25 protein-coding genes are annotated in these 23677 nt (G+C 49.1%); 10 read left to right on the top strand and 15 right to left on the bottom strand.

Going from position 1 to position 23677, the window contains the following annotated elements; all coding sequences use genetic code 11:
* Positions 1 to 29: 29 nt before the first annotated feature.
* From EOJ37_RS06940 to EOJ37_RS06925, 4 genes are all read right to left on the bottom strand, one after another.
* On the bottom strand, positions 30 to 878 hold the full coding sequence (locus tag EOJ37_RS06940) for a PA4780 family RIO1-like protein kinase (RefSeq protein ID WP_127959204.1): 849 nt from the start codon (positions 876 to 878) through the stop codon (positions 30 to 32).
* 112 nt (positions 879 to 990) lie between these two features.
* On the bottom strand, positions 991 to 1644 hold the full coding sequence (locus tag EOJ37_RS06935) for a DUF799 domain-containing protein (RefSeq protein ID WP_127959203.1): 654 nt from the start codon (positions 1642 to 1644) through the stop codon (positions 991 to 993).
* Positions 1641 to 2003 carry a DUF4810 domain-containing protein gene (locus tag EOJ37_RS06930; RefSeq protein ID WP_206194031.1) on the bottom strand — a complete coding sequence of 121 codons (363 nt, stop codon included), beginning with the start codon at positions 2001 to 2003 and terminating at the stop codon, positions 1641 to 1643. The genes EOJ37_RS06935 and EOJ37_RS06930 overlap by 4 nt, the downstream gene beginning before the upstream one ends.
* 20 nt (positions 2004 to 2023) lie before the next feature.
* The gene (locus tag EOJ37_RS06925; RefSeq protein ID WP_240651673.1) at positions 2024 to 2698 is read right to left on the bottom strand and encodes a CsgG/HfaB family protein; all 675 of its coding nucleotides are present in this window, start codon (positions 2696 to 2698) and stop codon (positions 2024 to 2026) included.
* A 323-nt stretch (positions 2699 to 3021) separates the two neighbouring features.
* Between EOJ37_RS06925 and EOJ37_RS06920 the strand changes: the two genes are divergently transcribed.
* On the top strand, positions 3022 to 3759 hold the full coding sequence (locus tag EOJ37_RS06920) for a DUF1460 domain-containing protein (RefSeq protein WP_127959201.1): 738 nt from the start codon (positions 3022 to 3024) through the stop codon (positions 3757 to 3759).
* Here the strand turns inward: EOJ37_RS06920 and dusC are convergent.
* From dusC to rfaD, 5 genes are all read right to left on the bottom strand, one after another.
* A complete protein-coding gene (dusC, locus tag EOJ37_RS06915) occupies positions 3756 to 4703 on the bottom strand; it encodes a tRNA dihydrouridine(16) synthase DusC (RefSeq protein WP_127959200.1) in 948 nt (315 codons plus the stop codon). The two genes, EOJ37_RS06920 and dusC, sit on opposite strands and share 4 nt — an antisense overlap.
* A gap of 88 nt (positions 4704 to 4791) precedes the next feature.
* Positions 4792 to 5214: a DUF1198 family protein gene (locus tag EOJ37_RS06910; protein WP_127959199.1), complete on the bottom strand. Its 423-nt coding sequence runs from the start codon at positions 5212 to 5214 to the stop codon at positions 4792 to 4794.
* A 221-nt stretch (positions 5215 to 5435) separates the two neighbouring features.
* Positions 5436 to 6407 carry a lipopolysaccharide heptosyltransferase RfaC gene (rfaC, locus tag EOJ37_RS06905; RefSeq protein ID WP_127959198.1) on the bottom strand — a complete coding sequence of 324 codons (972 nt, stop codon included), beginning with the start codon at positions 6405 to 6407 and terminating at the stop codon, positions 5436 to 5438.
* Complete coding sequence (gene rfaF, locus EOJ37_RS06900) at positions 6395 to 7456, bottom strand: ADP-heptose--LPS heptosyltransferase RfaF (protein WP_127959197.1); 1062 nt, start codon at positions 7454 to 7456, stop codon at positions 6395 to 6397. Before rfaF ends, rfaC begins: the two co-directional genes overlap by 13 nt.
* Before the next feature lie 22 nt (positions 7457 to 7478).
* Positions 7479 to 8411, bottom strand: coding sequence for an ADP-glyceromanno-heptose 6-epimerase (rfaD, locus tag EOJ37_RS06895; RefSeq protein WP_127959196.1), 933 nt, complete (start codon positions 8409 to 8411; stop codon positions 7479 to 7481).
* A gap of 221 nt (positions 8412 to 8632) precedes the next feature.
* On the opposite strand from rfaD, the gene kbl reads away from it, so the two are divergent.
* Both kbl and tdh read left to right on the top strand, forming a co-directional pair.
* On the top strand, positions 8633 to 9829 hold the full coding sequence (gene kbl, locus EOJ37_RS06890; RefSeq protein WP_127959195.1) for a glycine C-acetyltransferase: 1197 nt from the start codon (positions 8633 to 8635) through the stop codon (positions 9827 to 9829).
* Between the two features lie 14 nt (positions 9830 to 9843).
* Positions 9844 to 10869 (top strand): L-threonine 3-dehydrogenase, encoded by a 1026-nt coding sequence (gene tdh / locus EOJ37_RS06885; RefSeq protein WP_127959194.1) that lies wholly within the window; start codon positions 9844 to 9846, stop codon positions 10867 to 10869.
* 86 nt (positions 10870 to 10955) lie between these two features.
* Here tdh and EOJ37_RS06880 read toward each other — a convergent pair whose 3' ends face one another.
* From EOJ37_RS06880 to gpmM, 3 genes are read right to left on the bottom strand one after another with little or no spacing between them, the layout of a single operon-like run.
* The gene (locus EOJ37_RS06880; protein WP_420820623.1) at positions 10956 to 11834 is read right to left on the bottom strand and encodes a divergent polysaccharide deacetylase family protein; all 879 of its coding nucleotides are present in this window, start codon (positions 11832 to 11834) and stop codon (positions 10956 to 10958) included.
* Positions 11835 to 11836: 2 nt separating this feature from the next.
* On the bottom strand, positions 11837 to 13156 hold the full coding sequence (envC, locus tag EOJ37_RS06875; protein ID WP_127959193.1) for a murein hydrolase activator EnvC: 1320 nt from the start codon (positions 13154 to 13156) through the stop codon (positions 11837 to 11839).
* A 9-nt stretch (positions 13157 to 13165) separates the two neighbouring features.
* A complete protein-coding gene (gene gpmM / locus EOJ37_RS06870) occupies positions 13166 to 14710 on the bottom strand; it encodes a 2,3-bisphosphoglycerate-independent phosphoglycerate mutase (protein ID WP_127959192.1) in 1545 nt (514 codons plus the stop codon).
* 588 nt (positions 14711 to 15298) lie between these two features.
* Here gpmM and EOJ37_RS06865 point away from each other — a divergent pair.
* From EOJ37_RS06865 to EOJ37_RS06840, 6 genes are all read left to right on the top strand, one after another.
* A complete protein-coding gene (locus tag EOJ37_RS06865) occupies positions 15299 to 15736 on the top strand; it encodes a rhodanese-like domain-containing protein (RefSeq protein WP_127959191.1) in 438 nt (145 codons plus the stop codon).
* Between the two features lie 10 nt (positions 15737 to 15746).
* Positions 15747 to 15995: a glutaredoxin 3 gene (gene grxC / locus EOJ37_RS06860; protein WP_127959190.1), complete on the top strand. Its 249-nt coding sequence runs from the start codon at positions 15747 to 15749 to the stop codon at positions 15993 to 15995.
* A gap of 234 nt (positions 15996 to 16229) precedes the next feature.
* On the top strand, positions 16230 to 16700 hold the full coding sequence (gene secB, locus EOJ37_RS06855; protein ID WP_127959189.1) for a protein-export chaperone SecB: 471 nt from the start codon (positions 16230 to 16232) through the stop codon (positions 16698 to 16700).
* Positions 16700 to 17710 carry an NAD(P)H-dependent glycerol-3-phosphate dehydrogenase gene (gene gpsA, locus EOJ37_RS06850; protein WP_127959188.1) on the top strand — a complete coding sequence of 337 codons (1011 nt, stop codon included), beginning with the start codon at positions 16700 to 16702 and terminating at the stop codon, positions 17708 to 17710. The genes secB and gpsA overlap by 1 nt, the downstream gene beginning before the upstream one ends.
* 92 nt (positions 17711 to 17802) lie before the next feature.
* Complete coding sequence (gene cysE, locus EOJ37_RS06845) at positions 17803 to 18624, top strand: serine O-acetyltransferase (RefSeq protein ID WP_127959187.1); 822 nt, start codon at positions 17803 to 17805, stop codon at positions 18622 to 18624.
* Between the two features lie 735 nt (positions 18625 to 19359).
* Entirely contained in the window at positions 19360 to 20007 is a 648-nt protein-coding gene (locus EOJ37_RS06840) for a helix-turn-helix transcriptional regulator (protein WP_127959186.1), read from the top strand.
* Positions 20008 to 20167: 160 nt separating this feature from the next.
* Here EOJ37_RS06840 and EOJ37_RS06835 read toward each other — a convergent pair whose 3' ends face one another.
* Positions 20168 to 20590 carry a DUF805 domain-containing protein gene (locus EOJ37_RS06835; RefSeq protein WP_127959185.1) on the bottom strand — a complete coding sequence of 141 codons (423 nt, stop codon included), beginning with the start codon at positions 20588 to 20590 and terminating at the stop codon, positions 20168 to 20170.
* 176 nt (positions 20591 to 20766) lie between these two features.
* On the opposite strand from EOJ37_RS06835, the gene EOJ37_RS06830 reads away from it, so the two are divergent.
* Positions 20767 to 21372, top strand: coding sequence for a DUF1454 family protein (locus EOJ37_RS06830; RefSeq protein WP_127959184.1), 606 nt, complete (start codon positions 20767 to 20769; stop codon positions 21370 to 21372).
* Between the two features lie 9 nt (positions 21373 to 21381).
* On the opposite strand, the gene EOJ37_RS06825 is transcribed toward EOJ37_RS06830, so the two are convergent.
* Together EOJ37_RS06825 and EOJ37_RS06820 are read right to left on the bottom strand one after the other, a co-directional pair.
* Positions 21382 to 22695: an NAD(P)/FAD-dependent oxidoreductase gene (locus EOJ37_RS06825; protein WP_127959183.1), complete on the bottom strand. Its 1314-nt coding sequence runs from the start codon at positions 22693 to 22695 to the stop codon at positions 21382 to 21384.
* A gap of 152 nt (positions 22696 to 22847) precedes the next feature.
* On the bottom strand, positions 22848 to 23657 hold the full coding sequence (locus EOJ37_RS06820) for a TatD family hydrolase (RefSeq protein WP_127959182.1): 810 nt from the start codon (positions 23655 to 23657) through the stop codon (positions 22848 to 22850).
* Between the last annotated feature and the right edge of the window lie 20 nt (positions 23658 to 23677).

Genomic DNA, 23677 nt, shown 5'->3' with positions numbered 1-23677 from the left:
TTATCACCCGTAGCAGTGGACAACGGAGGTCAATCTTCTCTATTGCGTGCCATTAATTGGCGTTGATGCTCCTCTGTTGCAGCCTGGATCTCGTGTAGCACTGAACTGACATCGGCACGTTTTTGTTGTTCAATGAAATGGCCTGTCAGTGGGCTTTCTGGCGTTAAATTCCCTGCCTGATACAGCGACCAGATCTCTTTCGCATACTGGGTATTCAGCAGTTGAGGGGCATATTGTCCATAGTATTGAGTAATATTGTTAATATCACGCTCAAACATGCTTTTAGCATGATTGTTGGCTGCAGCATCAACCACTTGTGGCAGATCAATGATCACTGGCCCGTGCTGATCAACCAACACGTTAAACTCGGACAGGTCGCCATGTACTAAACCGGCACAAAGCATGCGTACAGCGTAGTTCATCATTAACGCATGATCACGTAATGCTTGCGGTTCATCTAACTCAACATCACTAAGACGTGGGGCTACTGCTCCATCAGCATCGGTGATCAGTTCCATCAATAACACGCCATCCAAACAGATATCTGGTTGTGGAACACGAACTCCGGCTTTAGCCAGCAGATAGAGTGCGTCTACTTCGGTATTCTGCCAAGCCTCTTCCTGCTGTTGACGACCAAATTTGGATCCTTTATGCATTGCGCGCGCATCACGGCTATTGCGTACTTTGCGCCCCTCTTGGTAGTGTACCGCCTGTTTGAAGTTGCGTTTTTCCGCCTCTTTGTACACCTTAGCACAGCGGATTTCATCACCACATCGCACAATGAATACGTCCGCCTCCTTGCCGCTCTTTAAACGCCGAATGACATCATCAATCAGCCCATCGTCAACCAATGGTTGCAGTCTCTTTGGAATTTTCATACCGCCTTGTACCTTACTGAGTCCCCGATACCTCTATTTTATTTACTGACATTCGCCCAACACAGTAAATTCAGATTAGTTTGCGACAGCCGACTGGCTGCCGCAAAACGATTTAATATTGTTGGGTATATTTTGGTGAGCGTGGGCCGTAGAGAATACCCCCTTCTCGACCAGCCGATAGTAGCCGATTGTTGGCGACCGCACCGATCTCAAATCCTTTGTCGTTAATAGTATCAACAACCTGCCGTACCGCTGCGACGATCAACTGGGTTAACAGACCATTATTGCTGTTGCCACCTTCGTTGTTGGATGCGCTACCACTTCCGCTCCAGAGCAGTTTACCACTACGCAGATCAACCAGTCGTGCGTTAATCGTTACCCGTGTTTCACTGGCTAACAGAATGTAGTTAGTACCATATTTGACGACATCAAGATACAGCACCGCATCAGCAGCAAAGATTTGATGTAGCTTCTCGATGCTTACGGCGTGAATGTCACCTGCGGTGGTCAGCCCATTTTGCATGAAAGTTTCTTCCACTACTGCCACTGGCAGCACATAGTAGCCGGCTTCAGCCAATGGTTGGCTGGTGCTGGCCAACACACTGTGACTGGCTTTAATATCAAGTGACTGGCTAACTGGAGGCAACACCAAAATGGAACGCGGTTTGCTTTCATGAAACGCACTATAGTCATAAGGCGCTTTCTTGGCACAACCGCTCAATAGCATCAGTGCGACTGCAACGAGTGCTCCGAATCTATGTTTCATTTTCTGCTCCCTTTATCTTTGCTAATTAAAAAGTTCATAAATGGCGCAGATTCTGGGAACAGTAACTTTTCCATATTGAATTCAGCGACGGCCTGTTCAGCTCTTCCTGTTTTAGCGTATAGCATACCGAGGTGTGCATGAACGCCAGGCGGTAGCGCTTTATTGCTGGCGCGAGAACGCTCAATCATCGCTTGCAGGCTGGCAATCTGCTGACCTGTGCTATCACTCTCAGTCTGATAATACTGGTATATTGTTTTCTGATAATCGCCCCAGTAATAGAGTGGCTGTGGTGAACGGCTACAACCGACCAAACAGACAGCTAATATCAGCACTGCACTGATTTTTTTAGTTATCACAATATATGCTCCGCTTTCCTTCCCTAGTTTGCTGGACGCCATGCGCCACGATCAATTCCGCTGATCAAATTATTGACTGCTTCACGGACAGCCAAATCAAGTACTTTACCGTTTAATGTTGAATCGTAGCTAGCGGTGCCACCAAAACCGATCACTTCACGGTTGGAAAGCGAGTACTCACCGGCACCTTGGCTGGAGAATACGACTTCGGAAGTTTGTACATTCACTACGTTTAAGTTAACTTTGGCGTAGGCAACCTGGGTTTTGCCACGTCCTAAAATGCCAAATAGCTGGTGGTCACCCACTTCTTTACGTCCAAACTCGGTGACATCACCGGTGATCACATAACGTGCGCCTTGTACAGCCTGCCGTTGACCGGAAAGTGCAGCTTCAGCTTGCAGTGCAGCCATATTGGCGCGATCCAGCACATTAAAACGTCCGGTTTGTTGCAAATGAGTGATCAGGATCGTTTTAGACTGATTGCCAAGGCGATCAACACCATCGGAAAAGATACCGTTCATGTAATTGGAACGGTTGTCAAAATTGCCGACTGCGATGGGTGTGCGTGCTCCTTGGTAGGGGGTGTTATAGGAAGCGACTTTTGCTACTTCCATTGAGCGTGATGACTCACTGGCACAGCCTGCTAACAGGCTGCTGGAGAGCAGGAAAAAACAGATGAGTAATGGTTTCTTAGACAAAATCAATCCCTCTATAATTAAATGATTTAAAAGATGAACAAAAAAACCAGCCCACTATTCTACGGTGGGATTTGTTATTTTTTTGAAAAAAACAGTTGGTTCATGCTAACAAAAGCAGTGAGTAAATTAGAGGAACTCGTTTCCAATGTCGATAGATTTTACCGGGTCAGTTGTGGCCTGGCGTTAAAAAGTCGAATGCTGACGTTGGCTACCAGTAGCAGTATGCATGGGCAACAATCATTGATGATAGTGTTAAACTGTCTGGTGATTTGGCCCTGTTTTAATTCAAATCAAATGATTATGGTTAAAAAGAGGTGGCGGTTATGAACGGTATCATCGATAGCGCCAGTGGCCAAAGGTTGTCAGCATTATTGGCACTGCGTCGCACGCTTGCGGATGCGGAAAAGGGGCAGGTGATTGAGCAGTTGTCACGGTTTTTTCTTGCCACGCCCTATTTGGCAAATCGTTTGATCGGCTCAGCGAGCATGGCTGAACAATTGGTGATTGACTTATGCCAACTGGATTGTTTGACCTACTTAGAGTACGTAGAGGCGTTGCGACATGCGAGCAGTGAAGCTAGCTTGCTGGAGAATTTAGTTCAAACCCGTTATCGGAATGGCAATATTACCTTTGCCCATCGTCGCCACTTTTTCAGCGATTGGGCATACTGTGAACGGGTGATTGCTGATGATGTGACGGCATCGCTCAGTCAGCACAGTGTCACGGTGCTAAAGCAACTCAACCAAAAAGCGGATGGTACGCTTTACTTGCCTGGAGTGGCGGTGGTTGAACGGCCGGTGACTTATCTACCGAGCGAGTGGATTGATCAACAGGTGATCAATCAGCTTAACAACGGTGATTATATTGGTATTTACACGCCACTCGCTGGCTTAGATGTGACGCATACCGGATTTTTTATTGTGTCTGAACAGGGCACACTGCTACGCCACGCCTCGTCTCGCCAAACTGAGCAACCAGCAGAGAGTCGGCAAGTTGTGAATGCAGATTTTATCCGCTATCTAGAGAAAACACCGGGCATAGTGGTGTTACGACCGCGCTAATCAACGCTTGCGAGTGTTTGCTCAATCACTACAGCGATCTCTGTTAGCTGTTTCAGTGCGCGGATCTGACTAAATAACATATCGGCTGCTGGGTACTGCTGGCGCAAATATCCCAGCCACTGCTTGATACGGGCAAGGTGGTACATACCGTTGTCTTTGGGTTTCTCCAGTTGTAGATACTGTTGCAGTAGTTGCAGCACTTGTGGCCACGGCATAGCGGACTGGTTCTCTCTGATCACTCTGCTCAGATTGGGCAGGTTCAGTGCACCACGTCCGAGCATTAGCGCATCACAGCCGGTCACTTGTAAGCAGGCTTGTGCGCTTTGGTGATGCCAAATCTCGCCATTTGCTATCACCGGAATGGTGAGCTGTTGGCGGATGTAGCCGATCGCCGGCCAATTGATCCGGTCGGCACGGTAGCCATCCAGTTTTGTTCGACCATGCACCGTGATCTCGCTCGCTCCTGCTTGCTGTACGGCATCGGCAATTTCCATACTGTGGCGGTTGCAATCCCAGCCTAAGCGAACTTTGACCGATACGGGGAGTGAAGTTGGCACTGCGGCACGCATTGCTTTTGCCGCACGGTAAATTAAATCGGGATCTTTTAGCAGGCTGGCACCTCCGCCACTGCCATTGACCTGCTTGGATGGACAACCACAATTCAGATCGACACCATGAGAGCCTAATTCAACCGCTAAAGCCGCATTTTCTGCCAACCATTCTGGATGCTGCCCAAGCAGTTGTATCCGTACTGGCGTTCCTGAAGCGGTTAGCCCGTTGTGGTGCAGTTCAGGGCAGATGCGATAGAACGATTTAGCGGGTAGCCGTTGATCAACCACACGCAGAAACTCGGTGATGCAGAGATCATAATCGTTGACTGCGGTCAGTAGCTCACGCATTAATGCATCGAGCACACCATCCATCGGGGCCAAAAACAGCCGCATAGTTATCTCCGTGGCGTCATTCAGATGACGCTATTCTGGCGGTTTAGCTAAATCGGTTAGTTGCGGTTAGCATGAGGGTAATGGTTGGCTAATCGGTTTGACTGAGAGCACGGCGAAATTGTGCTAATTCAAATGGATCCAGTTGTAAATCAGCAAAATAGAATAGTGCTGCTTCACTGTGTTCAGCGCTAAGTTGCACCGGTAAACCCGCGTTGAGCAATATTTTACTCCACTGGGCGAGCTGTTGTTCATCAGCCTGTTTGACAAAAGTATGATAAATAAACAGCAAGTAAGCCGCTTGATGCATCTGTTCGGTATAGCCGTTGTTCAGGTTACGGATAAAAAGTTGGCTATGGCGACTGCCCATCTCCTGCAGCATGGATTCAACCAGCAGGGGTTTCACGTTGATAAAATTCGCCAGTGAATCGATGGCTTTACGTGCATCAGCAGTAATAAAACGATAGCCAATAAGAAATACCGCAACCAGTGCGGCGATAATAAACCATATCATTGTTGATAGCTTCCCATCGAATGTCTGTGCTAACGGTTAATTTGGCTGTTACACAACAGCCTTAGGGCTGAGCCGACGGGTGTCGTGTTGCCACTCGCCAGCGCTTAGCCACATTGTGCTCGTGCTGCCTGCACGTTATGGTTGCTAGATACTGTTGCTGCCTAGGCATTGTTAGTGCTCAAACATGCTCATGTCCAAATATAACGACGCTGTGGCGTCATTCAGCAAGCCGACAGAATGGATTGTAACTGTTGCCAGACGGTTTCGGGTTTCAGGTTACTCAACTGTTTTCCCGGTGCCATCAGTGCGTGCTGATGTGCGCCATAACCACCAATCAAACCCGGATCGGTGGGGCCGAACAGGGTAATATTGGGGCGAGCTAAGGCAGCGGCGAGGTGGCTTAAACCGGTATCAACTGAAACGATGGCTTTAGCACCAGCCAGCACTTCGGCAACCTGCTGCAAGCTCAGCTTTGCCAATACGTCAACATGACTAAAGCCGTCAGCCAACCGTAGTGCACGTTGGCGTTCGTGCTCAGCCCCCCACGGCAACTTGATTTTCAGCCCGGTAGCAGCAATTTGGGCGATGAGTGCACGCCAATGCGCTTCTGGCCAATGTTTTTCGTCACGCGTGGTGGCATGTAGCAGCACCAGGTAGGGTATCTGCGCTTGCTCAGATGGCGCAGTAAAATGCGCGGCAATAGCATAATCCCCTTGGCTGGCTGGTTTAACATACCCCAGGCTTTTGGCGAAGAGTTCACGCGTGCGCTCTAGCGCATGTTGCTGTTTGTCGATCGCGTGGCGATGTTGATAAAAGCAACTGGCTAGCGGTTCGCGCGCACTGTGCCAATCTTGCCCATGCTTTCGACCGTGAGCCAGTCGGGTGACTAGCGCGGCGCTTTTTAGTAGCCCTTGCGCGTCGATAACAAGATGGTAGTTGCGCTGTTGCAACAGTTGCTTAAACAGTTGGCGTTGCTGGCGTACTTCAGCGGAAAACCAATGCTTACGCCAACGGCGGATCGCCACCGGGATCACCCGATCAACCGCTGGATGCCAAGTGGGGATCTGGCTAAAGTTCTCTTCGACCACCCAATCAAAACGAATGCCTGGTATTGCCTGCATTGCGTCGGTCAGCGCAGGCAAAGTGTGCAAAATATCTCCCATTGAGGAAGTTTTAACAATCAGGACCTGCATGATGTCCCCTTATGGCTTGCCAACAAGGGTTGTAATGCGTCCAGCACTTGTTGTGGTTGAATGTCGATCAGACTCTGGTGGTAACCTTGCTCGCTATCGCCTTTGCGCACTTTGTGATAGCCGCTGATTAGACGGATCACTACCGCCTGCGGCGAGAGTGGCGGGGTAAAATCAGGGCTACTTGGGCCGTAAAGTGCAATCAGCGGCTTGTCGAGTGCCGCAGCCACATGCATCAATCCGGAATCGTTGGTCACCACGGCATGGCAGAATGCCAGCAGATTGACAGCCTGATCCAGTGTGGTATCACCAGCCAGATTGCGGCAAAAAGCACGTGTATCTTCTGTTAACAGTGAACGGATCTGTTCACCAGCAAGCTGATCTTTCGCCGAGCCGAGTAAAATCACTTGATAGCCCGAGGCGATCAGCATCGCTGCCAACGTGGCATAGTGGTAGTGTGGCCAGCGTTTGGCAGGGCCAAATTCAGCACCAGGGCAGAAAGCTATTATTGGTCGGTTGGCAACCACGTTGAAGGCAGCGACAGAGGCGACCAGCTCTGATTCAGTGACCTTTAGCGCTGGCCAGGGGAGTGGCGATGGCAGGTCTTCGGCGCACTTCACCTGTTGTTGATCGTAAGCCAACGCAACATAGCGTTGTACCATCAGCGGAAAGGCGTTTTTGTCCAACACGCGTAGATCATTAAGCAGGCCATAGCGCATTTCACCACGCCAGCCGATACGCCGTGGTACGTTGGCAAACAGCGGCACTAACGCAGACTTAAACGAGTTAGGGAGCACATAGGCACGCTGGTAGCCGTGATCACGCAACGCCAGCCCGAGGCGACGGCGTTCCGTCAGTGCTAATGCACCATGCCCAAGCGGCATGGCCAACGCTTGATTGACTTCCGGCATCCGTGCGAGCAACGGGCGACACCAAGCTGGTGCCATGACGTCGATTTCCGCGCTAGGTAATTCACTTTTCAGCGTGCGGTAGAGGCTTTGCGACATCATCATATCGCCCACCCACGAGGGGCCGATTACCAGTATTTTCATACTGTTTTATTATTCCTTCCAGTTAGTTACCACGATTTAACCAAACCATATACTCCTGCACCCCTTCGGCGACAGTTTTAAACTGGGCGCTATAACCAGCGGCACGCAGTTGAGTGGTATCGGCTTGAGTGTAGGCTTGATAACGTCCTTTCAGTGCTTCTGGAAATGGGATGTACTCGACGCTACCTTGTTGGTGATAGGCGACTACGGCATCGGCAATGCTTTGGAAAGTCTCTGCCCGACCAGTGCCGCAGTTGAAGATCCCTGAGATACCTTGTTGCCAGAACCAGAGGTTCACAGCGGCGACATCGCCGACATAGATAAAGTCACGCTGGAAATTCTCACTGCCAGCAAACAGTTTCGGGTTTTCACCGCGTTTAATCTGGCTGTTCAAATGGAATGCGACACTGGCCATGCTGCCCTTGTGACTTTCACGTGGGCCGTAGACGTTGAAATAACGAAAACCGCAAACCTGAGATTGAGCGGTAGGTAAAATTGCACGCACATATTGATCAAACAGGAATTTCGAGTAGCCATAGACATTCAGTGGCTGTTCATATTCGCGCTGTTCAATGAAGTTGTCGCTGCGACCGCCATAAATGGCGGCAGAGGAGGCATAGAGGAACGGGATTTGACGATCCAGGCAGTAGTGCAGCAGCTCTTTTGAATACTGATAGTTATTATCCATCATATACTTGCCATCCCACTCAGTGGTGGCAGAACAGGCGCCTTGATGGAAGATCGCTTCAATGTCACCGAAATCATCACCGGCAATGATATTGGCGATAAAATCCTCTTTATCGATGTAATCGGCAATATCAAGATCAACCAGATTGGCAAACTTGGTGCCATCCTTCAGGTTGTCAACCACCAGGATATCGCGGTACCCCTGCTTATTGAGTGCGTTAATGATGTTGCTGCCAATCATGCCAGCACCGCCAGTGACGATAATCATTGGCCTTACCCCTATATTCTACTGGCTGATACACCGTGTATCAGCCTACCTGTCTCTATCATAACACTTCACACCAACAGGAACAGAGCCGCTAGGCGGGCAATAAAACTGCGCGCCGGTAACATCTACTGATACTTTTCTGCTCCATTGTCGGTGTTGGCGATATTATACTAAGAAATCAGTTAAATATGCCGCAGTGCCCCTGTCCTGGAGATAAGCGAATGTCCATATCTTTTTATCAGCAGTTGCAACAGCAACTTGCCACTACCCGCGATGAAGGGCTATTCAAAGAAGAGCGCATCATCACTTGCCCACAACAAGCCCAGATTGCGGTGGCGGATGGGCGTCAGGTGGTTAATTTTTGTGCCAACAACTATCTGGGATTAGCAAACCATCCGGCGGTGATTGCTGCCGCCAAAGCGGGGATGGACAGTCACGGTTTTGGTATGGCTTCAGTGCGTTTTATCTGCGGCACTCAGGATAGCCATAAGCAGTTAGAGCAGCAGTTGGCTCAGTTTTTAGGTATGGAAGATGCAATCCTTTACTCCTCTTGCTTTGATGCCAATGGCGGTCTGTTCGAGACTTTGTTGGGCGCGGAGGATGCAATCATCTCTGATGCCCTCAACCATGCCTCGATCATCGATGGCATCCGGCTGTGTAAGGCAAAACGTTACCGTTATGCCAATAACGATATGCAGCAGTTGGCACAGCAGCTTGAGTTGGCCAAGGCTGAGGGCGCTCGTCATATCATGATCGCCACCGACGGTGTGTTCTCGATGGATGGTGTGATTGCCAATCTGCGAGCGGTGTGTGATTTGGCAGAACAGTATGATGCGCTGGTGATGGTCGATGATTCACACGCAGTTGGCTTTGTCGGCGCGCATGGGCGTGGCACGCACGAATACTGCCAAGTGATGGATCGTGTTGATATTATTACCGGTACGTTAGGCAAAGCGCTCGGTGGTGCCTCGGGTGGCTATACTGCGGCGCGCAAGGAGGTTGTTGAGTGGTTGCGCCAGCGTTCGCGCCCTTATCTGTTCTCTAACTCGTTAGCACCGGCGATTGTAGCGGCGTCTCTTCAGGTATTGACGTTGCTTGAACAAGGCGATGAGCTGCGCCAGCGCCTGTGGCGTAACGCCAGTCTATTCCGGCAGAAAATGACGGCTGCCGGGTTCACGTTAGCGGGTGCTGATCACGCGATCATTCCGGTGATGCTCGGTGAGGCTAAGTTGGCACAGCAGTTTGCTAACGCACTGCTTAATGAGGGGATTTATGTCACGGGTTTCTACTATCCGGTAGTACCAAAAGGGCAGGCACGTATTCGCACTCAGATGTCGGCAGACCACTCGCCAGAACAGATTGAATATGCAGTTGAAGCGTTTACTCGTATTGGTAAAGAACTCGGAGTTATAGCGTAATTAAGGTGATCTGAATGAAAGCATTAGCAAAGTTGCACGCAGCACAAGGGATCTGGCTGACTGAAGTAGCGGAACCTGAGTTGGGGCACAATGATGTGATGATTAAGATCCGTAAAACCGCTATTTGTGGTACCGATGTCCATATCTACAACTGGGATGAGTGGTCACAGAAGACCATTCCAGTGCCAATGGTGATTGGCCATGAGTATGTTGGCGAAGTGGTGGCGATTGGCCAGGAGGTGAAGGGCTTTAATATTGGCGATCGTGTTTCGGGTGAAGGCCACATCACTTGTGGTCACTGTCGCAATTGTCGTGCGGGGCGCACTCATTTGTGCCGCAACACCACGGGTGTGGGTGTTAATCGAGCCGGCGCATTTGCACAATACCTGGTGATCCCGGCGTTTAATGCCTTCAAGATCCCGGATAACATCAGCGATGAACTGGCCGCCATTTTTGATCCATTTGGTAATGCAGTACACACCGCACTTTCGTTCGATTTGGTGGGTGAGGATGTGCTGGTTTCTGGCGCAGGGCCGATTGGCATCATGGCAGCGGCAGTCTGTAAACATGTTGGTGCCCGTCATGTGGTGATCACCGATGTTAACGAATACCGGTTAGATCTCGCTCGTCAAATGGGTGTCACGCGTGCGGTGAATGTTGCGCGAGAAAATTTGAGCGATGTGATGGCCGAGTTGGGTATGACTGAAGGTTTCGATGTTGGTTTGGAGATGTCGGGAGCTGCACCGGCATTTCGTAGCCTGCTGGCGGTGATGAATCACGGTGGCAGGATTGCCATGCTGGGAATTCCATCGTCAGAGATGGCGATTGATTGGAGTCAGGTTATTTTCAAGGGATTATTTATTAAAGGGATTTATGGTCGTGAGATGTTTGAAACCTGGTACAAGATGGCAGCCTTAATCCAGTCTGGTCTCGATTTAACGCCGATCATCACTCACCGTTTTTCGATTGATCAGTTTCAGCAGGGGTTTGATGTCATGCGTTCTGGTCAATCAGGCAAGGTGATCTTGAACTGGGATTAACCGGCGACAGTAGTGACTTTTTGGCTGGCGGCGCATTTGCGCCGTCAGTGATGCTCAGTTTGAAACATGGGTGAGTTGGCAGTCGGCTATCGGTTTTTGTCTGTTGGTTCCGATTGCTGCCAGTAGCGCTGTAGAGTCTGTATGATCAGCGAATGGGAGAAGTAATGTTTCAGGGAATCCCACCACGCAGGGGAGTGTAGCAATCTATTGTGATCTTTTGGTGTCTGGTCAGATTGTTGCGGTGATGGGGGTAGCAGAGAACTGGGGGCAACCAGTTCGATATCTGCTGGTAGTTTTGACAGCATCTGCTGTAGAACCGCAATGGTTGCTGGACGCGGGTGACCAATTGCGATGGCGGCTCCATGACGGCGCGCGAGGTTTATCGCACGTTTAAATTGGAACCGGATCTCATCTGGATTGGCGCTGTCATCCAGAAATACTTTGCGTTCGAGTACCTTGACCCCCTGTTTTACTGCAGCGGCGACGGCCTTTGTCTCAACGGTGGTTCTGCTGTCGAGAAAGTAGAGTTGGTAATCTGCCAGTACCCGCATCACTTTTTCCATTGCTGCCAGATTGGCGGTCATTGCACTGCCGGTGTGATTATTCATACCAACGGCGTAGGGAACGCGATCCACTGCATTGGCGATAATCCGTCGGATTTCTGACTGAGTCATTGCAGGTTGCAGGGTATCACGCTCTTGAGGATGTTTGCCAAGCGGTGCCATTGGCATGTGGATCAACACCTCTCGACCTTGCTGATGTGCTTTGGTTGCCATTAAGCGGGCATGAGGAGCATTGGGTAATATCGCTAACGCAATCGCGCTAGGCATCCGCAAAATCAAATTTTCTTGCTGCAAGCGGTAACCAACATCGTCAATCACAATGGAGAGTTTTGCTGCGGGTACAGTATCAGCGAGCAGTAGCGTGATAAGCAGTAAACAGATGGATTTTCTGACCAGATACAAGGCTATTTTCCCAACCACGGCAGTGGGTTTACTGCTTGCCCCTGGCGACGAATTTCAAAATAAAGCGACGGAACTCCCTGACCGCCACTGCTACCAACACGAGCAATTGCTTGCCCAGCCTTAACGTGTTGACCAACCTTGACTAAGGCACTTTGGTTGTAACCATATAAGCTCATATCCCCTTTGCCGTGCTCGATAATGATCACCAGCCCATAACCGCGTAACCAATCCGCAAGCAATACGCGACCGCCTGCAATTGCTTTCACTTCGATGCCTTCACCGGCAGAGATCACCATCCCTTTCCAACGTAACTCACCAGCCAGTGCGTCACCAAAGTAGTGCTCGACCCGACCACGAACCGGCCACAGTAACTGTCCTGAAGGTCTGCCGATACCGCCAGTGCGAGCCATAAGCTGGCGCTCGCTTTCAGTAGGCTTGTAGCTTTTACCCGCTTGTCTTGCCTGCTGCTCTTTCGCCCAGAGTCGCTCAGCTTCACGTGCCTCTTTCTCTGTTCGGGCTTTCGCCTCGCGTTCAGCTTTGGCTATTTTGTCACGCAGGCCGGACTCATTCTGGCGTAATTCAGCGAGCCGTACTTGGTCTTTCTGTAGCGAGGCTTCAAGCTGGATTAATGTTTTTTTGCGTACTGAGCGTGTCTGCTCCAGCCTTTTTTGCTGTATTTGCTGGTTTTCAAGCAAGTTGGTCTGTTTTGCTTGCTTGAGCTGCAACGCCTGTTTTTGCTCAGTTAATGCGTGTTGCGTTTGATTCAACTGTGCAATAGATTGCTGACGTGATTCGTTGAGATAACTGAAATAGGCTAGGATACGCTCGCGCCGTTGACTCTCTTCACTGCTCAACATCAGTTGTAACGCATTATGCTGCCCTTGACGAAAAGCCGCATCGAGTTGATTGGCCAGCATTCGTTGCTGTTTTTGGTACTGAATTTGTAGTTTTTCCACCGATTGATTGACAACGCTGATCTCTTTTTCCAACTCAACCAGTGTCTGTTGGGTTTCGTACAGCGTCTGGCTGAACTGGGCAATCATTTTTTCCTGCTGTTCTAACTGATTTTGTAGCAGGATGCGCTGTTGCTGCTGCTGTTTAACCGCTTTCTCTTTTTCTGCGATATCTTGCTGTAACAACTTCAGTTGTGATTGGTTATCTGCAGCGTGACTGACCAATGGCGATAGCAATGCGCCAGCACAAAAAATGCTGGCACATAAGTTGGTCAATTGAGCAAGCCGGCAATACTTAGCCAGCATGTTGCTGGCTCGATTTAGGCTTTTGGTGACCATTTTTACTAAAAATGGGGTTTTCTCCTTCATGGAGCCGGATTATTTCACGATAAATAGCGGCTTACCAGTCATCTCTTGAGGTATTTCCATTTCCATTAACGCCAGCATGGTTGGTGCAATATCGGAAAGTTTGCCGCCTTCGACCGCTTTTGCTGATTGTCCGATATAAATCAGCGGAACGGGCTCGCTGGTATGGGCAGTGTGTGCCTGGTCGGTAGCGGGATCACGCATCTGCTCAGCGTTACCGTGGTCAGCGGTGATCAGCAATTGTCCGCCTACGGTTTGTACGGCGGTGACGACTTGGGCAATACAGGCATCAAGTGCTTCTACTGCTTCAATCGCCGCTTGGTAGACACCTGTGTGGCCTACCATGTCACCATTCGGGTAGTTACAGATGATGACGTCATACTTGCCACTGTGGATCGCGGCCAGCAGCTTTTCTGTTAATTCGGCACTGCTCATCTCCGGTTGGAGATCGTAGGTAGCAACCTTGGGTGAGTTGATCAGTATGCGATCTTCTCCAACAAACGGTGTCTCTACCCCGCCATTGAAGAAAAAGGTGACGTGAGCATATTTTTCTGTCTCTGAGATGCGCAGTTGTGTCTTACCATGCTTCATTAGCCACTCCCCGAGCGTATTCACCAGCGATTCGGGTGGATATGCACAAGCGGCTTGAATATCCGCAGCATATTCAGTCAACATGACAAACTGACCGAAGTTGATCACCTTGTTACGTGTAAACTGATTGAAATGCGGCTCGACAAAGGCACGAGTAATTTGGCGTGCGCGGTCAGCGCGGAAATTCATGAAAATCACAGCATCGCCATCTTGCATTGCCGCAGAGGGTTGACCAGCGGCCTGGATCACCGTTGGTTTGACGAACTCGTCGTTTTCATCCCGTGCGTAGGCGGCTTGTAACGCACTGACGGCATCATCAGCAGCGTACTCGGCTTGAGCCAATGTCATCAGATCGTAGGCTAACTGCACCCGATCCCATCGGTTGTCACGATCCATCGCGTAGTAGCGCCCGACGATCGATGCGATGCGACCAATACCTAACGCTGTAAACTGCTCTGTGAAACGTTTCAGGGTATTTTCGGCACTGCGTGGCGGTGTGTCGCGGCCATCAAGGAAGGCGTGTAGATAGACGGTTTTTGCCCCACGTTGCGCTGCCAGTTGTAGCATCGCCAGAATATGGTCTTCATGGCTATGCACACCACCTGGAGACATCAGCCCCATGATGTGTACGGCCTTGCCGCTTGCCACCGCTTTGTCTACTGCCGCAGTGAGGGTGGGATTGGTGAAAAAGCTGCCTTCACTGATCTCTTTGTCCAGACGCGTCAGATCCTGATAGACCACACGACCAGCACCGAGGTTAACGTGACCGACTTCAGAGTTCCCCATTTGCCCGTCGGGGAGACCAACATCCAGCCCAGAGGCTGAAATCAGCGTGTGTGGTTGCTGTTGCCACAGTTGATCCATGACTGGGGTGTGTGCGTTCAAGATCGCGTTGTCTTGAGACGCCTCGCGATAGCCATACCCATCCAGGATAACTAATACCATCGGTTTTTTCGTGCTCGACATTACAGTAACCTCTTTCTGATAGCTCAAGTTGTCAATAGGCATCGGTTCGATCACTATTAAAGCGATGCCTATTGGCCCTCAGGCTGATGTTGCACCTATAGTCGTTCGGCTAGGGTAGTTTGACGATGGCTTTACCGAATAGTTGCCTGGTGAACCTGCCAACGATGCTTGTTGGAATCGGCGGCTAATAACGATTTTACAACGTAGCCGGGCAAAAAGCCTGTAAAGAGATCTGTTCGCCACCACATTAACGCATTTTTTGCCGCTATTGCATTGAGAGTGTGGCGAATAATTTGGTTTGCTGCTAATGAGGATATCGTTGCCATAATATGGATGAAATTCTTTGTGTCCAAGTCGCATGGGCAGAGGCGGTTTGTGACCGTGATCTGCCTCCTAAACGGCGACTCAATCGCGAGTAATAACAACAGATTTTGCTTAAAAAACATTCATTGTTTTTCGATGTTAGTGCAACTGCGGGCCAGTTTCTGCGCTACGGTCTGGTTTATTGGCTGTATTTGCTCAATCCGACAGGTATACTCTTAACGCTTGAGTCTTTTTCCCCTTAACTAACGGGAGTTGTTACCCCACATGCTGCAAGAAATTATTCAATTTGTCGGTAGGCACCCAATATTGAGCCTGTCTTGGGTTGCTTTGCTGTTGGCTGTCATTGTGATGACGTTTAAAAGCCGTTTTTCTAAAGTCAAAGAGATCACCCGTGCTGAGGCTACCCGTTTGATCAATAAAGAAGATGCGGTAGTGGTTGATCTCCGCAGCCGTGATGATTTCCGCAAGGGGCACATCATAGGCGCAATTAACTTAACCGCAAGTGAAATTAAAGCAGGTAGTTTGGGTGAACTGGAAAAGCATAAAGCCCAGCCGGTGATTGTCGTTTGTGCGCATGGAACTACGTCGCGTCCACCAGCAGAGAGCCTCAGTCAAAACGGCTTTGGTCAGGTTTATATTCTGAAAGAAGGTATTTCTGGCTGGAGTGGAGAAAACCTTCCTCTAGCGCGTGGTAAGTCATAACGAGGATACTATGGCAAAGATTGAAATTTACACTAAAGCGACTTGCCCATACTGCCATCGTGCCAAGGCACTGTTGACCAGTAAGGGAGCGACATTTGATGAGATTGCAATTGATGGTGATGAAGAGAAACGTCAACGGATGATTGCACGTAGCGGACGCAGCACGGTACCGCAGATTTTCATTAATGACCAACACATTGGTGGTTGTGATGATCTGCATGAACTCGATGCCCAGGGCGGCCTGGATCGATTGCTGTGACAGCGAGTTTGATCAAAACCTGACACCCGTGGTTTGCTCAGGTGCGCATCAAACAGCAGTTCAAGGGTTGTTATCAGGGCTGCAAGTGACAAAAAATGGCAAACTGATTGAGTTAACTGCCATTGTAATGTCGGGTGGACTTGTGGCCTAACATGCAGTAATTAATTTGCTTTGGGTTTTGCTCGTTAAGTGAATCAAGGCAGTCATAACGTTATTCAACAAAGGATATTACACATGTCAGAACAAAACGCGACCGAGATGGTTTTTCAGATCCAACGTATCTACACCAAAGACATCTCGTTTGAAGCGCCAAACGCACCACAAGTGTTCCAGCAAGAGTGGCAGCCAGAAGTTAAACTCGATCTGGACACCTCTTCTAACAGTTTGGCAGAAGGCGTGTATGAAGTGGTGCTGCGCGCCACGGTGACGGCGACCTTGGGCAAGGAGACGGCGTTTTTGTGTGAAGTGCAACAGGCTGGGATCTTCTCGATTTCTGGTATTGAAGGCACACAACTGGCGCACTGCCTAGGCGCATACTGCCCGAATATTCTGTTCCCGTATGCCCGTGAATGTATCACCAATCTGGTTTCTCGTGGCACCTTCCCTCAATTGAATCTGGCACCAGTCAATTTTGACGCGCTGTTCATGAGCTACTTGCAGCAGCAAGCGGAAAATGAGGGTGCTCAACCACATCAGGGTGACTGATGAATATTATTGAAACTTCAATTACTGTTATCGGTGCCGGCTCTTATGGCACCGCTTTAGCCATTACGCTTGCGCGTAATGGCCATTTAGTGATGTTGTGGGGGCACAATCCTGAACAGATTGCGCTGATGCAGCAGCAGCGCTGTAACCAGCGTTTTCTTCCCGATGTGACCTTTCCCGACACGCTATTACTTGATAGCGATCTCGCACGAGCACTGGCTGCCAGCCGAGATGTGCTGATTGTAGTGCCAAGCCATGTTTTTGCTGATGTGTTGCGACAACTGCGGCCTCATCTGCGTACAGATGCACGAGTGGTTTGGGCAACCAAGGGGCTAGAAGCCGAAACTGGCCGTCTCTTGCAGGATGTAGCGCGAGAGGTGTTGCCGCCTGAGATGCCGTTGGCGGTGCTTTCAGGCCCTACTTTTGCTAAAGAACTGGCGGCGGGCCTACCGACCGCGATTGCTCTGGCTGCCACGGATCTTCAGTTTGCTGATGAGTTGCAACAATTGCTGCATTGCGGTAAGAGCCTGCGTGTCTACAACAATCCTGATCTGATTGGGGTACAGTTGGGTGGCGCGGTGAAAAACGTGATTGCGATTGGTGCAGGCATGTCAGATGGTATCGGGTTTGGTGCTAATGCCCGCACCGCATTGATTACACGTGGCCTGGCTGAAATGAGTCGGTTAGGCGCTGCATTGGGTGCTGATCCAGCCACTTTTATGGGGATGGCCGGATTGGGCGATCTGGTGCTCACTTGTACTGATAACCAGTCACGCAATCGCCGCTTTGGTATCATGCTTGGGCAGGGATTAACAGCGGAGCAGGCACAGAGCAGTATCGGCCAGGTAGTGGAAGGGTACCGGAACACCAAGGAGGTTGTTGCCTTGGCTCAGCGGGCGGGTGTAGAGATGCCGATCACTGAACAGATCTATAAAGTGCTCTATACCGACAAAAATGTTCATGAAGCGGCATTAAGTCTATTGGGCAGAAGTCGCAAAGATGAAGTGTAATTCCGCAGGTAAAGGCAGTGAAACACGCCTTTACCTTCGCCGCCCCGGCGGTAGGCTGGGGGCTGGCTGGATTGTAAAATGGAGAGCAGGCTATGTCACCCACCGAATTAGAGCAAGTCTGGAGTAGTATCAAATCAGAGGCTAAAGCGCTGGCAGAGAGTGAACCGATGCTGGCCAGCTTTTTCCATGCCACATTACTCAAGCACGAAAATCTTTCCCGCGCACTCAGCTATATTCTGGCCAATAAGTTGGCGAATCCCAGTATGCCAGCGATTGCGGTGCGCGAGGTGATCGAAGAAGCTTACCAATCGGATGGACAAATGGTGTTGTGTGCTGCTCGTGATATTTTGGCAGTGCAGTTGCGTGATCCTGCGGTGGATAAATGTTCTACCCCATTGCTCTATCTGAAGGGGTTTCATGCGCTACAGGCTTATCGGATTGGTCACTGGTTGTGGCAACAAGGGCGTCAGGCATTAGCGATTTATTTGCAGAATCAAATTTCGGTCGCTTTCTCGGTCGATATTCATCCGGCAGCGATGATTGGCTCGGGAATTATGCTGGACCATGCTACGGGGATTGTTATCGGTGAAACGGCGGTGGTTGAGAATAATGTGTCTATCCTGCAATCCGTCACTTTGGGAGGAACGGGTAAAACCAGCGGTGATCGCCATCCTAAAATTCGTGAAGGCGTGATGATTGGTGCTGGAGCTAAAATTCTCGGTAATATTGAAGTTGGAAAGGGAGCAAAAATAGGTGCCGGTTCGGTGGTACTGCGGCCAGTGCCACCACATACTACAGTGGCAGGTGTTCCCGCACGCGTTGTCGGTCGCCCAGAAAGTGATACTCCAGCGATGGAGATGAATCAGTACTTCAATGGCCGTAAAAAGCAGTTTGAGAATGGTGATGGAATTTAATAATTTTTTCTTATTAGTTAATTTTTAATTAATGATAGTAAGCCTTCACTTATTTGGTATTGTACTGATGCAGTAATGCTGATTTACATTTTTTACTTTTTCTATTAAATTGAAATAAATCGCCTTTTCTTTTCTATCAATCAATTGTGTCGTGATTTTTTGGTTGTTTTTTGATCGCTTGATTCTGTTTTAGGCACCGTTTTCACTCAATGGTAGCTTATTCCTATAAGATAAAAACATGAAAAAAATCATAGACATCAAACGAAAGTTTTACTAATTTGTTTCTCCGACAATTGCCTTTGGCGAACTCTATTTTTTCAACTCAATGAAAGCATTGTGGAGCGGTCAGTGAACTGGCGGTTCGATAGTGTTTTGTCATGCCAATGTGGTGATAGGATTGGTTATGAATAGATAATTAGCTGAGTCAGTTACTCTTGAGCTAGCTTATTATAGTGTTCGGTTTTAGTAAGAGGTTGTTGTATCAGTCTTGAGAAATAGTGGCTCCCGATTGTTTATTAACCTATTTAAAGGTTAACCGTTTGGTAGCACAAATGAAAAGGCAGAAAAGTTTGTTTTTCTAAAGTTTAATACCATGAGGAGAAGTACAACATTCGGCCAGAAATACAGATAATTTCCTGTATATCAATAGGTCGTATATAAATAAAAAATTAAACATGCTGTTTGGTAATTATCGTTACTAACTTTATTTAATATTCCACCACAGGGATTGGGTTTATGAAAACATTAGAGTTGATTTTATTACAACTAAAAACCTTAGGCCCTCATTCAGTCAAAATGCTTGCTGAACAGCTTGATATCACGACAATGGGGATCCGCCAGCATCTACACTCGTTGCAAGAGCGTGATCTGGTTTGTTATGAGGAGACCCGTAGCAAAGTTGGGCGACCAACACGTTACTGGTCACTGACACCACAAGGGCACAGCCAGTTTACTGATCGTAATGATCGGCTTTCATCTGCCTTGTTGGAGTCAGCACAAGAGGTGTTTGGCCCTGGAGGAATAGATAAGTTAATTTGCGCGCGTGAAGATAAATTTTACCAACGTTATGCCAGTTGCCTTGCCGAAAAGCAGAGCCATTTGGACAAACTTAACTGTTTGGTAAAACTGCGTCAAAATGATGGTTATATGTCAGAGTTGATAGAAACACCAGAAGGGATATTGTTGGTTGAGAATCACTGCCCAACTGGCGCTGGTGCGCATAGCTGCAGTGCGCTTTGTGACTCGGAAGTCAGGCTGTTTACTCGTTTATTTGGTAGGGATTACTCGATTGAGCGTAAAAGTTATCCTGTCTCTGGTAATCGACGTTGCGGTTATTTAATTAAGCCGAAACAGGCTGGTGTTATAGCCTGCAGCCCGGTCTGAAGCGGTAATCTAGGATGAAGTCTCTTGTCTTCAGTGAGTTGTCAGGAGACTTCATACTTATCACTCAGATTTTTTGTCATGGGTAATGTTGCTGTGGAGAGTGTGCTAAACCACACAATGTTTCCTGGCATCGTATAACAGTAGGCAACATTCAACTGACTTAACGATGGAACCTGACACGGTTGGCTGGTGCACCGAAACGGTTTTCACCGGGTGTACCGACAAATACGCCCAAATCAAGCAGCATCATCACGGTGATTAGGGTGGGAATAAAACGCCCGATACCCAGTTGCCAGATGGGAGCTAGCATCTGCCAGTTGCCAGCAAACAGTAGCCAAGCAACGACTAACAGCAGCGCCCATCCTCCTTTTTTATTGCGATCATGCAACCGTTTCACGATAACAGCGGTAGTTGGCCACAATAGCAATACTAAAAAGAATGCCACAGACTGTACCGAGAGCAGTTGCTGATCGGCCAGTACAAAACCAATCATCATGAGGATCATCCAAATAGCGATCCAGATCCAAAAATCACGCCGCCCTATGCGGCCTCGAAAAGAAAAACACCACTGTTCTATGGTCATTGATTTCTGTGCTCTTATATAATCTATTGCCAGTTCACCTCTGCGATTGGCAATTGTGATTTGACTGGCTTTGCTGGCTAAACAATAGGCAATGATGCCGCCACGTTGGCGCAGCAGTGTAACACAAGCATTTGACAACCGGTGCATTAGGAAAACAGAATTAATACAGGAATACCATGCAGAAAATCGTGATTGCCGTTGCCTGCTACTTTGTTTTTAACCTGTGGTTTGCTCTTCATTCGGTGTTTGCTGCTCAACATGATACGTTGGCTTTGAGTGCTGAGCGGTTAACGGCACCTTATCTGCTTGCTGAAGCGCCAACCTTCTCCTTCACTGTAGCCGAATTTCGTGAAAGTTATAATCGTGATAATCCAACGTTGCCGATTGGTGAGTTTCGGATAGTTGCAAGTGAACGGGCGGATCCGCCATCACTGTTACGCGCTGCCAGCAGGATCCGTGCTGATTTATATGCCTCTACCGCACTAGAGCGGGGGAGCGGTAAGATCAAAACGATACAGCTTACCCACCTACTGTCAGCCAACAGCACAAACGCACAGAGCGCGGCTATTCAGTATATGGCTGCGTTGATACGTCAGTTTGAAACAGTATTGACCATTGAACAGAGTATTGAAAAAGTGAATGAGTTATTGCGCCAAGTCGAGGCATCTCACTTTTATTTACAATCAAATGGAGCGATACGTTATGTGATGGTACTCAGCGAACAAGAACCTAAGAGCGTCACCTTAGCGGTTGAACCGGTTAGGTTGGTGCTGGCTGAGTAGTTGCCTTTATTACCCCTCTGAGCGCCCGAGAAAACGCTCTTTAGCCAACGACAGTTTGATTGCAACATCCAACAATGGTGATGGTGGCAGGTAGTTGGCGTGCCCGAGTTCGAGCATGGCACCAATCAGCGGATGATGTTGGCTTAACGCGTAATCGGCTAACAGGCTGCCAGCGATGGTCTGCTTAGCGATACCTGCGCCATTGCATCCGCCAGCGGTATAAACCCCTTTTTTTAATTTGCCCCAAACGGGAGCACCATTCCTCGTCACACTGATGGTGCCAGACCAGGTACGCAGCACTGGCACGTCATTTAATTGCGGGTAAATTTTATTAAACAGCCTACGATGCTGCTCCGTTGCCTGATAGGTTTGCGCGGCAGTTACTGCACCATTCAGGGCTGGGATCACATGCTGGCGGATAAGAAAACGGTGGTCTGGTGTATAGCGCAGCGTGGCACCGGCGATCGCATTAACCGGTGTTAGTCCCCAACTGCTCATCTCGGGTAATCGTTGGCGCTGCTCGGCGGTCAGTGGTGCGGTGATACTGGCAAATGTTGCCATTGCTGCCTGTCTGCTGGTCGCCGGTAACAGTTCACGCGAGAGGGCATTGGTAGCCAGCATGATATTACCCGTTATCAGCGTGCCATAAGGAGTACGTACCTGAATGTTATTACCGTAGTTGATCTCCATCACTGGGCTGTGGTTATACACCGTGACATTTTGTGGCAGGTGATCAACCAAGCCAATAATCAGGCTAGCCGGATTAACTAGGATCGTGTTTGGGGTGTAGATCCCCTGCCGATAAAAACGGGTAGCCAGCTTTTGCTCCAGTTCGTCCTGTTGCAGGAGTTGGTATGGTTCTTCCATCATTGAGAGGTGATCGCAGTACTCTTTTAATATTCGTTGGTTGCTGCTTGAAACTTGGCAATGGTATTTACCAATATTCTCCCATTGACACACGATCTGATGCTGGCCGATCAGGGTACTGAGTTGGTTGATCCCCGCCTGTAGTAGCGAACGATAGCCTTGTGCTTTTTTCAGTTCAGCGGTTGAACTGCCGATATTGTGTGGCAGCCCAATGATAAATCCGGAATTTCTGGCTGATGAACTCTCTGCAGCACCGTTGGCATCAATCAGAATAATCTTTAGTTCTGGATTTAGACAGGCCAATCGTCGGGCAAAAGAGACGCCAGCAAAGCCAGAACCTACCACTACCCAATCAGCGGTTTGGTTTCCCACCAACACGGGATAACGTGTGGTTTGCTGATGATCGATTAACCAGCCGTTATCATTTTGATTTAATGGCACTGATGGATATTTCACCTATTTTTCCCTTGTCGACAATCAATCACTGGGCAATGTTATAAAGCATTTAGCACCGCGAAACCAGCAGATTAACTAATGTGATAGGCTAATCAATGCTATTGATTAATCAAAGCAATCGATTAAAAGACTGCGCTTATTGTGCGGATGGCTCAGCACGGGGAAACGAGCGAAGCAGAGGTCTTATTCAAACCAAACAGCACTTGTACATTTTGCTGTAGTTGCCAGGCAATCTCTGCGGCAGGCTCATCACGTAGCTGGCAAAGTGCTGAGAAAATCTCACGCAAACGTTCAGGTCGGTTGGCTTGCCCTTGATAGCCTGCCAGCGGCATGTCAGGAGCATCAGTCTCGAGCAGTAGCGAAGCGAGCGGTAACTGCGCTATCACGCGGCGGGTTTTCTGCGCACGCGGATAAGTGATAGTACCACCAACGCCAATGTAATATCCCAGGCTTAAAAAGGTTTGCGCTTGTGCCAAGCTACCAGCAAAACCGTGTACCACACCTCGGCGCGGTAAATCGGCGCGGCGTAGCAGCATACTGAGTTGATCATGGCTGCGGCGCGAGTGTAGTAACACTGGCAGATCATACTGTTTTGCCAGTTTTAATTGAGCAGCTAGCAGAGTCTGTTGGCGTGCAAAGCAGGGATCGGGCATATAGAGATCCAGCCCGATCTCACCCACAGCAATCAGTTTCGTTGGTTGAGTCGCCAGGGCTTGGCTTAATTCAACCAAGTGGTGGTCTTGATGCTGCTGTACATAGAGTGGGTGTAGCCCCAGCGCAGCAAACAAAGCAGGGTATTGTTGTGCCAGTGCTAAAACCGGCGCAAAACCGGCAGCAGTCACTGTCGGCACAATAATCTGCTGTACGCCAGCCTCAGCAGCACGCTGAAGGCTGGCTTGTTCATCACCACAAAAAGGAGGAAAGTCAAAGTGGCAATGCGTATCGGTAAAGCTATAACTCATCAATTAGGTACTGAAAGGGG

The organism is Serratia microhaemolytica, from assembly GCF_004011885.1.
GTDB classification, from domain to species: domain Bacteria; phylum Pseudomonadota; class Gammaproteobacteria; order Enterobacterales; family Enterobacteriaceae; genus Serratia_G; species Serratia_G microhaemolytica.
This window is presented reverse-complemented; position numbering and strand designations above follow the sequence as displayed.

Bases quoted from the DNA above. Each gene is read 5' to 3' on its own strand.
- EOJ37_RS06940 (WP_127959204.1), bottom strand. From the start codon at position 878: ATGAAAATTCCAAAGAGACTGCAACCATTGGTTGACGATGGGCTGATT.
- EOJ37_RS06935 (WP_127959203.1), bottom strand. From the start codon at position 1,644: ATGAAACATAGATTCGGAGCACTCGTTGCAGTCGCACTGATGCTATTG.
- EOJ37_RS06920 (WP_127959201.1), top strand. From the start codon at position 3,022: ATGAACGGTATCATCGATAGCGCCAGTGGCCAAAGGTTGTCAGCATTA.
- dusC (WP_127959200.1), bottom strand. From the start codon at position 4,703: ATGCGGCTGTTTTTGGCCCCGATGGATGGTGTGCTCGATGCATTAATG.
- EOJ37_RS06910 (WP_127959199.1), bottom strand. From the start codon at position 5,214: ATGATATGGTTTATTATCGCCGCACTGGTTGCGGTATTTCTTATTGGC.
- rfaC (WP_127959198.1), bottom strand. From the start codon at position 6,407: ATGCAGGTCCTGATTGTTAAAACTTCCTCAATGGGAGATATTTTGCAC.
- rfaF (WP_127959197.1), bottom strand. From the start codon at position 7,456: ATGAAAATACTGGTAATCGGCCCCTCGTGGGTGGGCGATATGATGATG.
- rfaD (WP_127959196.1), bottom strand. From the start codon at position 8,411: ATGATTATCGTCACTGGCGGTGCTGGCATGATTGGCAGCAACATCATT.
- kbl (WP_127959195.1), top strand. From the start codon at position 8,633: ATGTCCATATCTTTTTATCAGCAGTTGCAACAGCAACTTGCCACTACC.
- tdh (WP_127959194.1), top strand. From the start codon at position 9,844: ATGAAAGCATTAGCAAAGTTGCACGCAGCACAAGGGATCTGGCTGACT.
- envC (WP_127959193.1), bottom strand. From the start codon at position 13,156: ATGAAGGAGAAAACCCCATTTTTAGTAAAAATGGTCACCAAAAGCCTA.
- gpmM (WP_127959192.1), bottom strand. From the start codon at position 14,710: ATGTCGAGCACGAAAAAACCGATGGTATTAGTTATCCTGGATGGGTAT.
- EOJ37_RS06865 (WP_127959191.1), top strand. From the start codon at position 15,299: ATGCTGCAAGAAATTATTCAATTTGTCGGTAGGCACCCAATATTGAGC.
- grxC (WP_127959190.1), top strand. From the start codon at position 15,747: ATGGCAAAGATTGAAATTTACACTAAAGCGACTTGCCCATACTGCCAT.
- secB (WP_127959189.1), top strand. From the start codon at position 16,230: ATGTCAGAACAAAACGCGACCGAGATGGTTTTTCAGATCCAACGTATC.
- gpsA (WP_127959188.1), top strand. From the start codon at position 16,700: ATGAATATTATTGAAACTTCAATTACTGTTATCGGTGCCGGCTCTTAT.
- cysE (WP_127959187.1), top strand. From the start codon at position 17,803: ATGTCACCCACCGAATTAGAGCAAGTCTGGAGTAGTATCAAATCAGAG.
- EOJ37_RS06840 (WP_127959186.1), top strand. From the start codon at position 19,360: ATGAAAACATTAGAGTTGATTTTATTACAACTAAAAACCTTAGGCCCT.
- EOJ37_RS06835 (WP_127959185.1), bottom strand. From the start codon at position 20,590: ATGACCATAGAACAGTGGTGTTTTTCTTTTCGAGGCCGCATAGGGCGG.
- EOJ37_RS06830 (WP_127959184.1), top strand. From the start codon at position 20,767: ATGCAGAAAATCGTGATTGCCGTTGCCTGCTACTTTGTTTTTAACCTG.
- EOJ37_RS06820 (WP_127959182.1), bottom strand. From the start codon at position 23,657: ATGAGTTATAGCTTTACCGATACGCATTGCCACTTTGACTTTCCTCCT.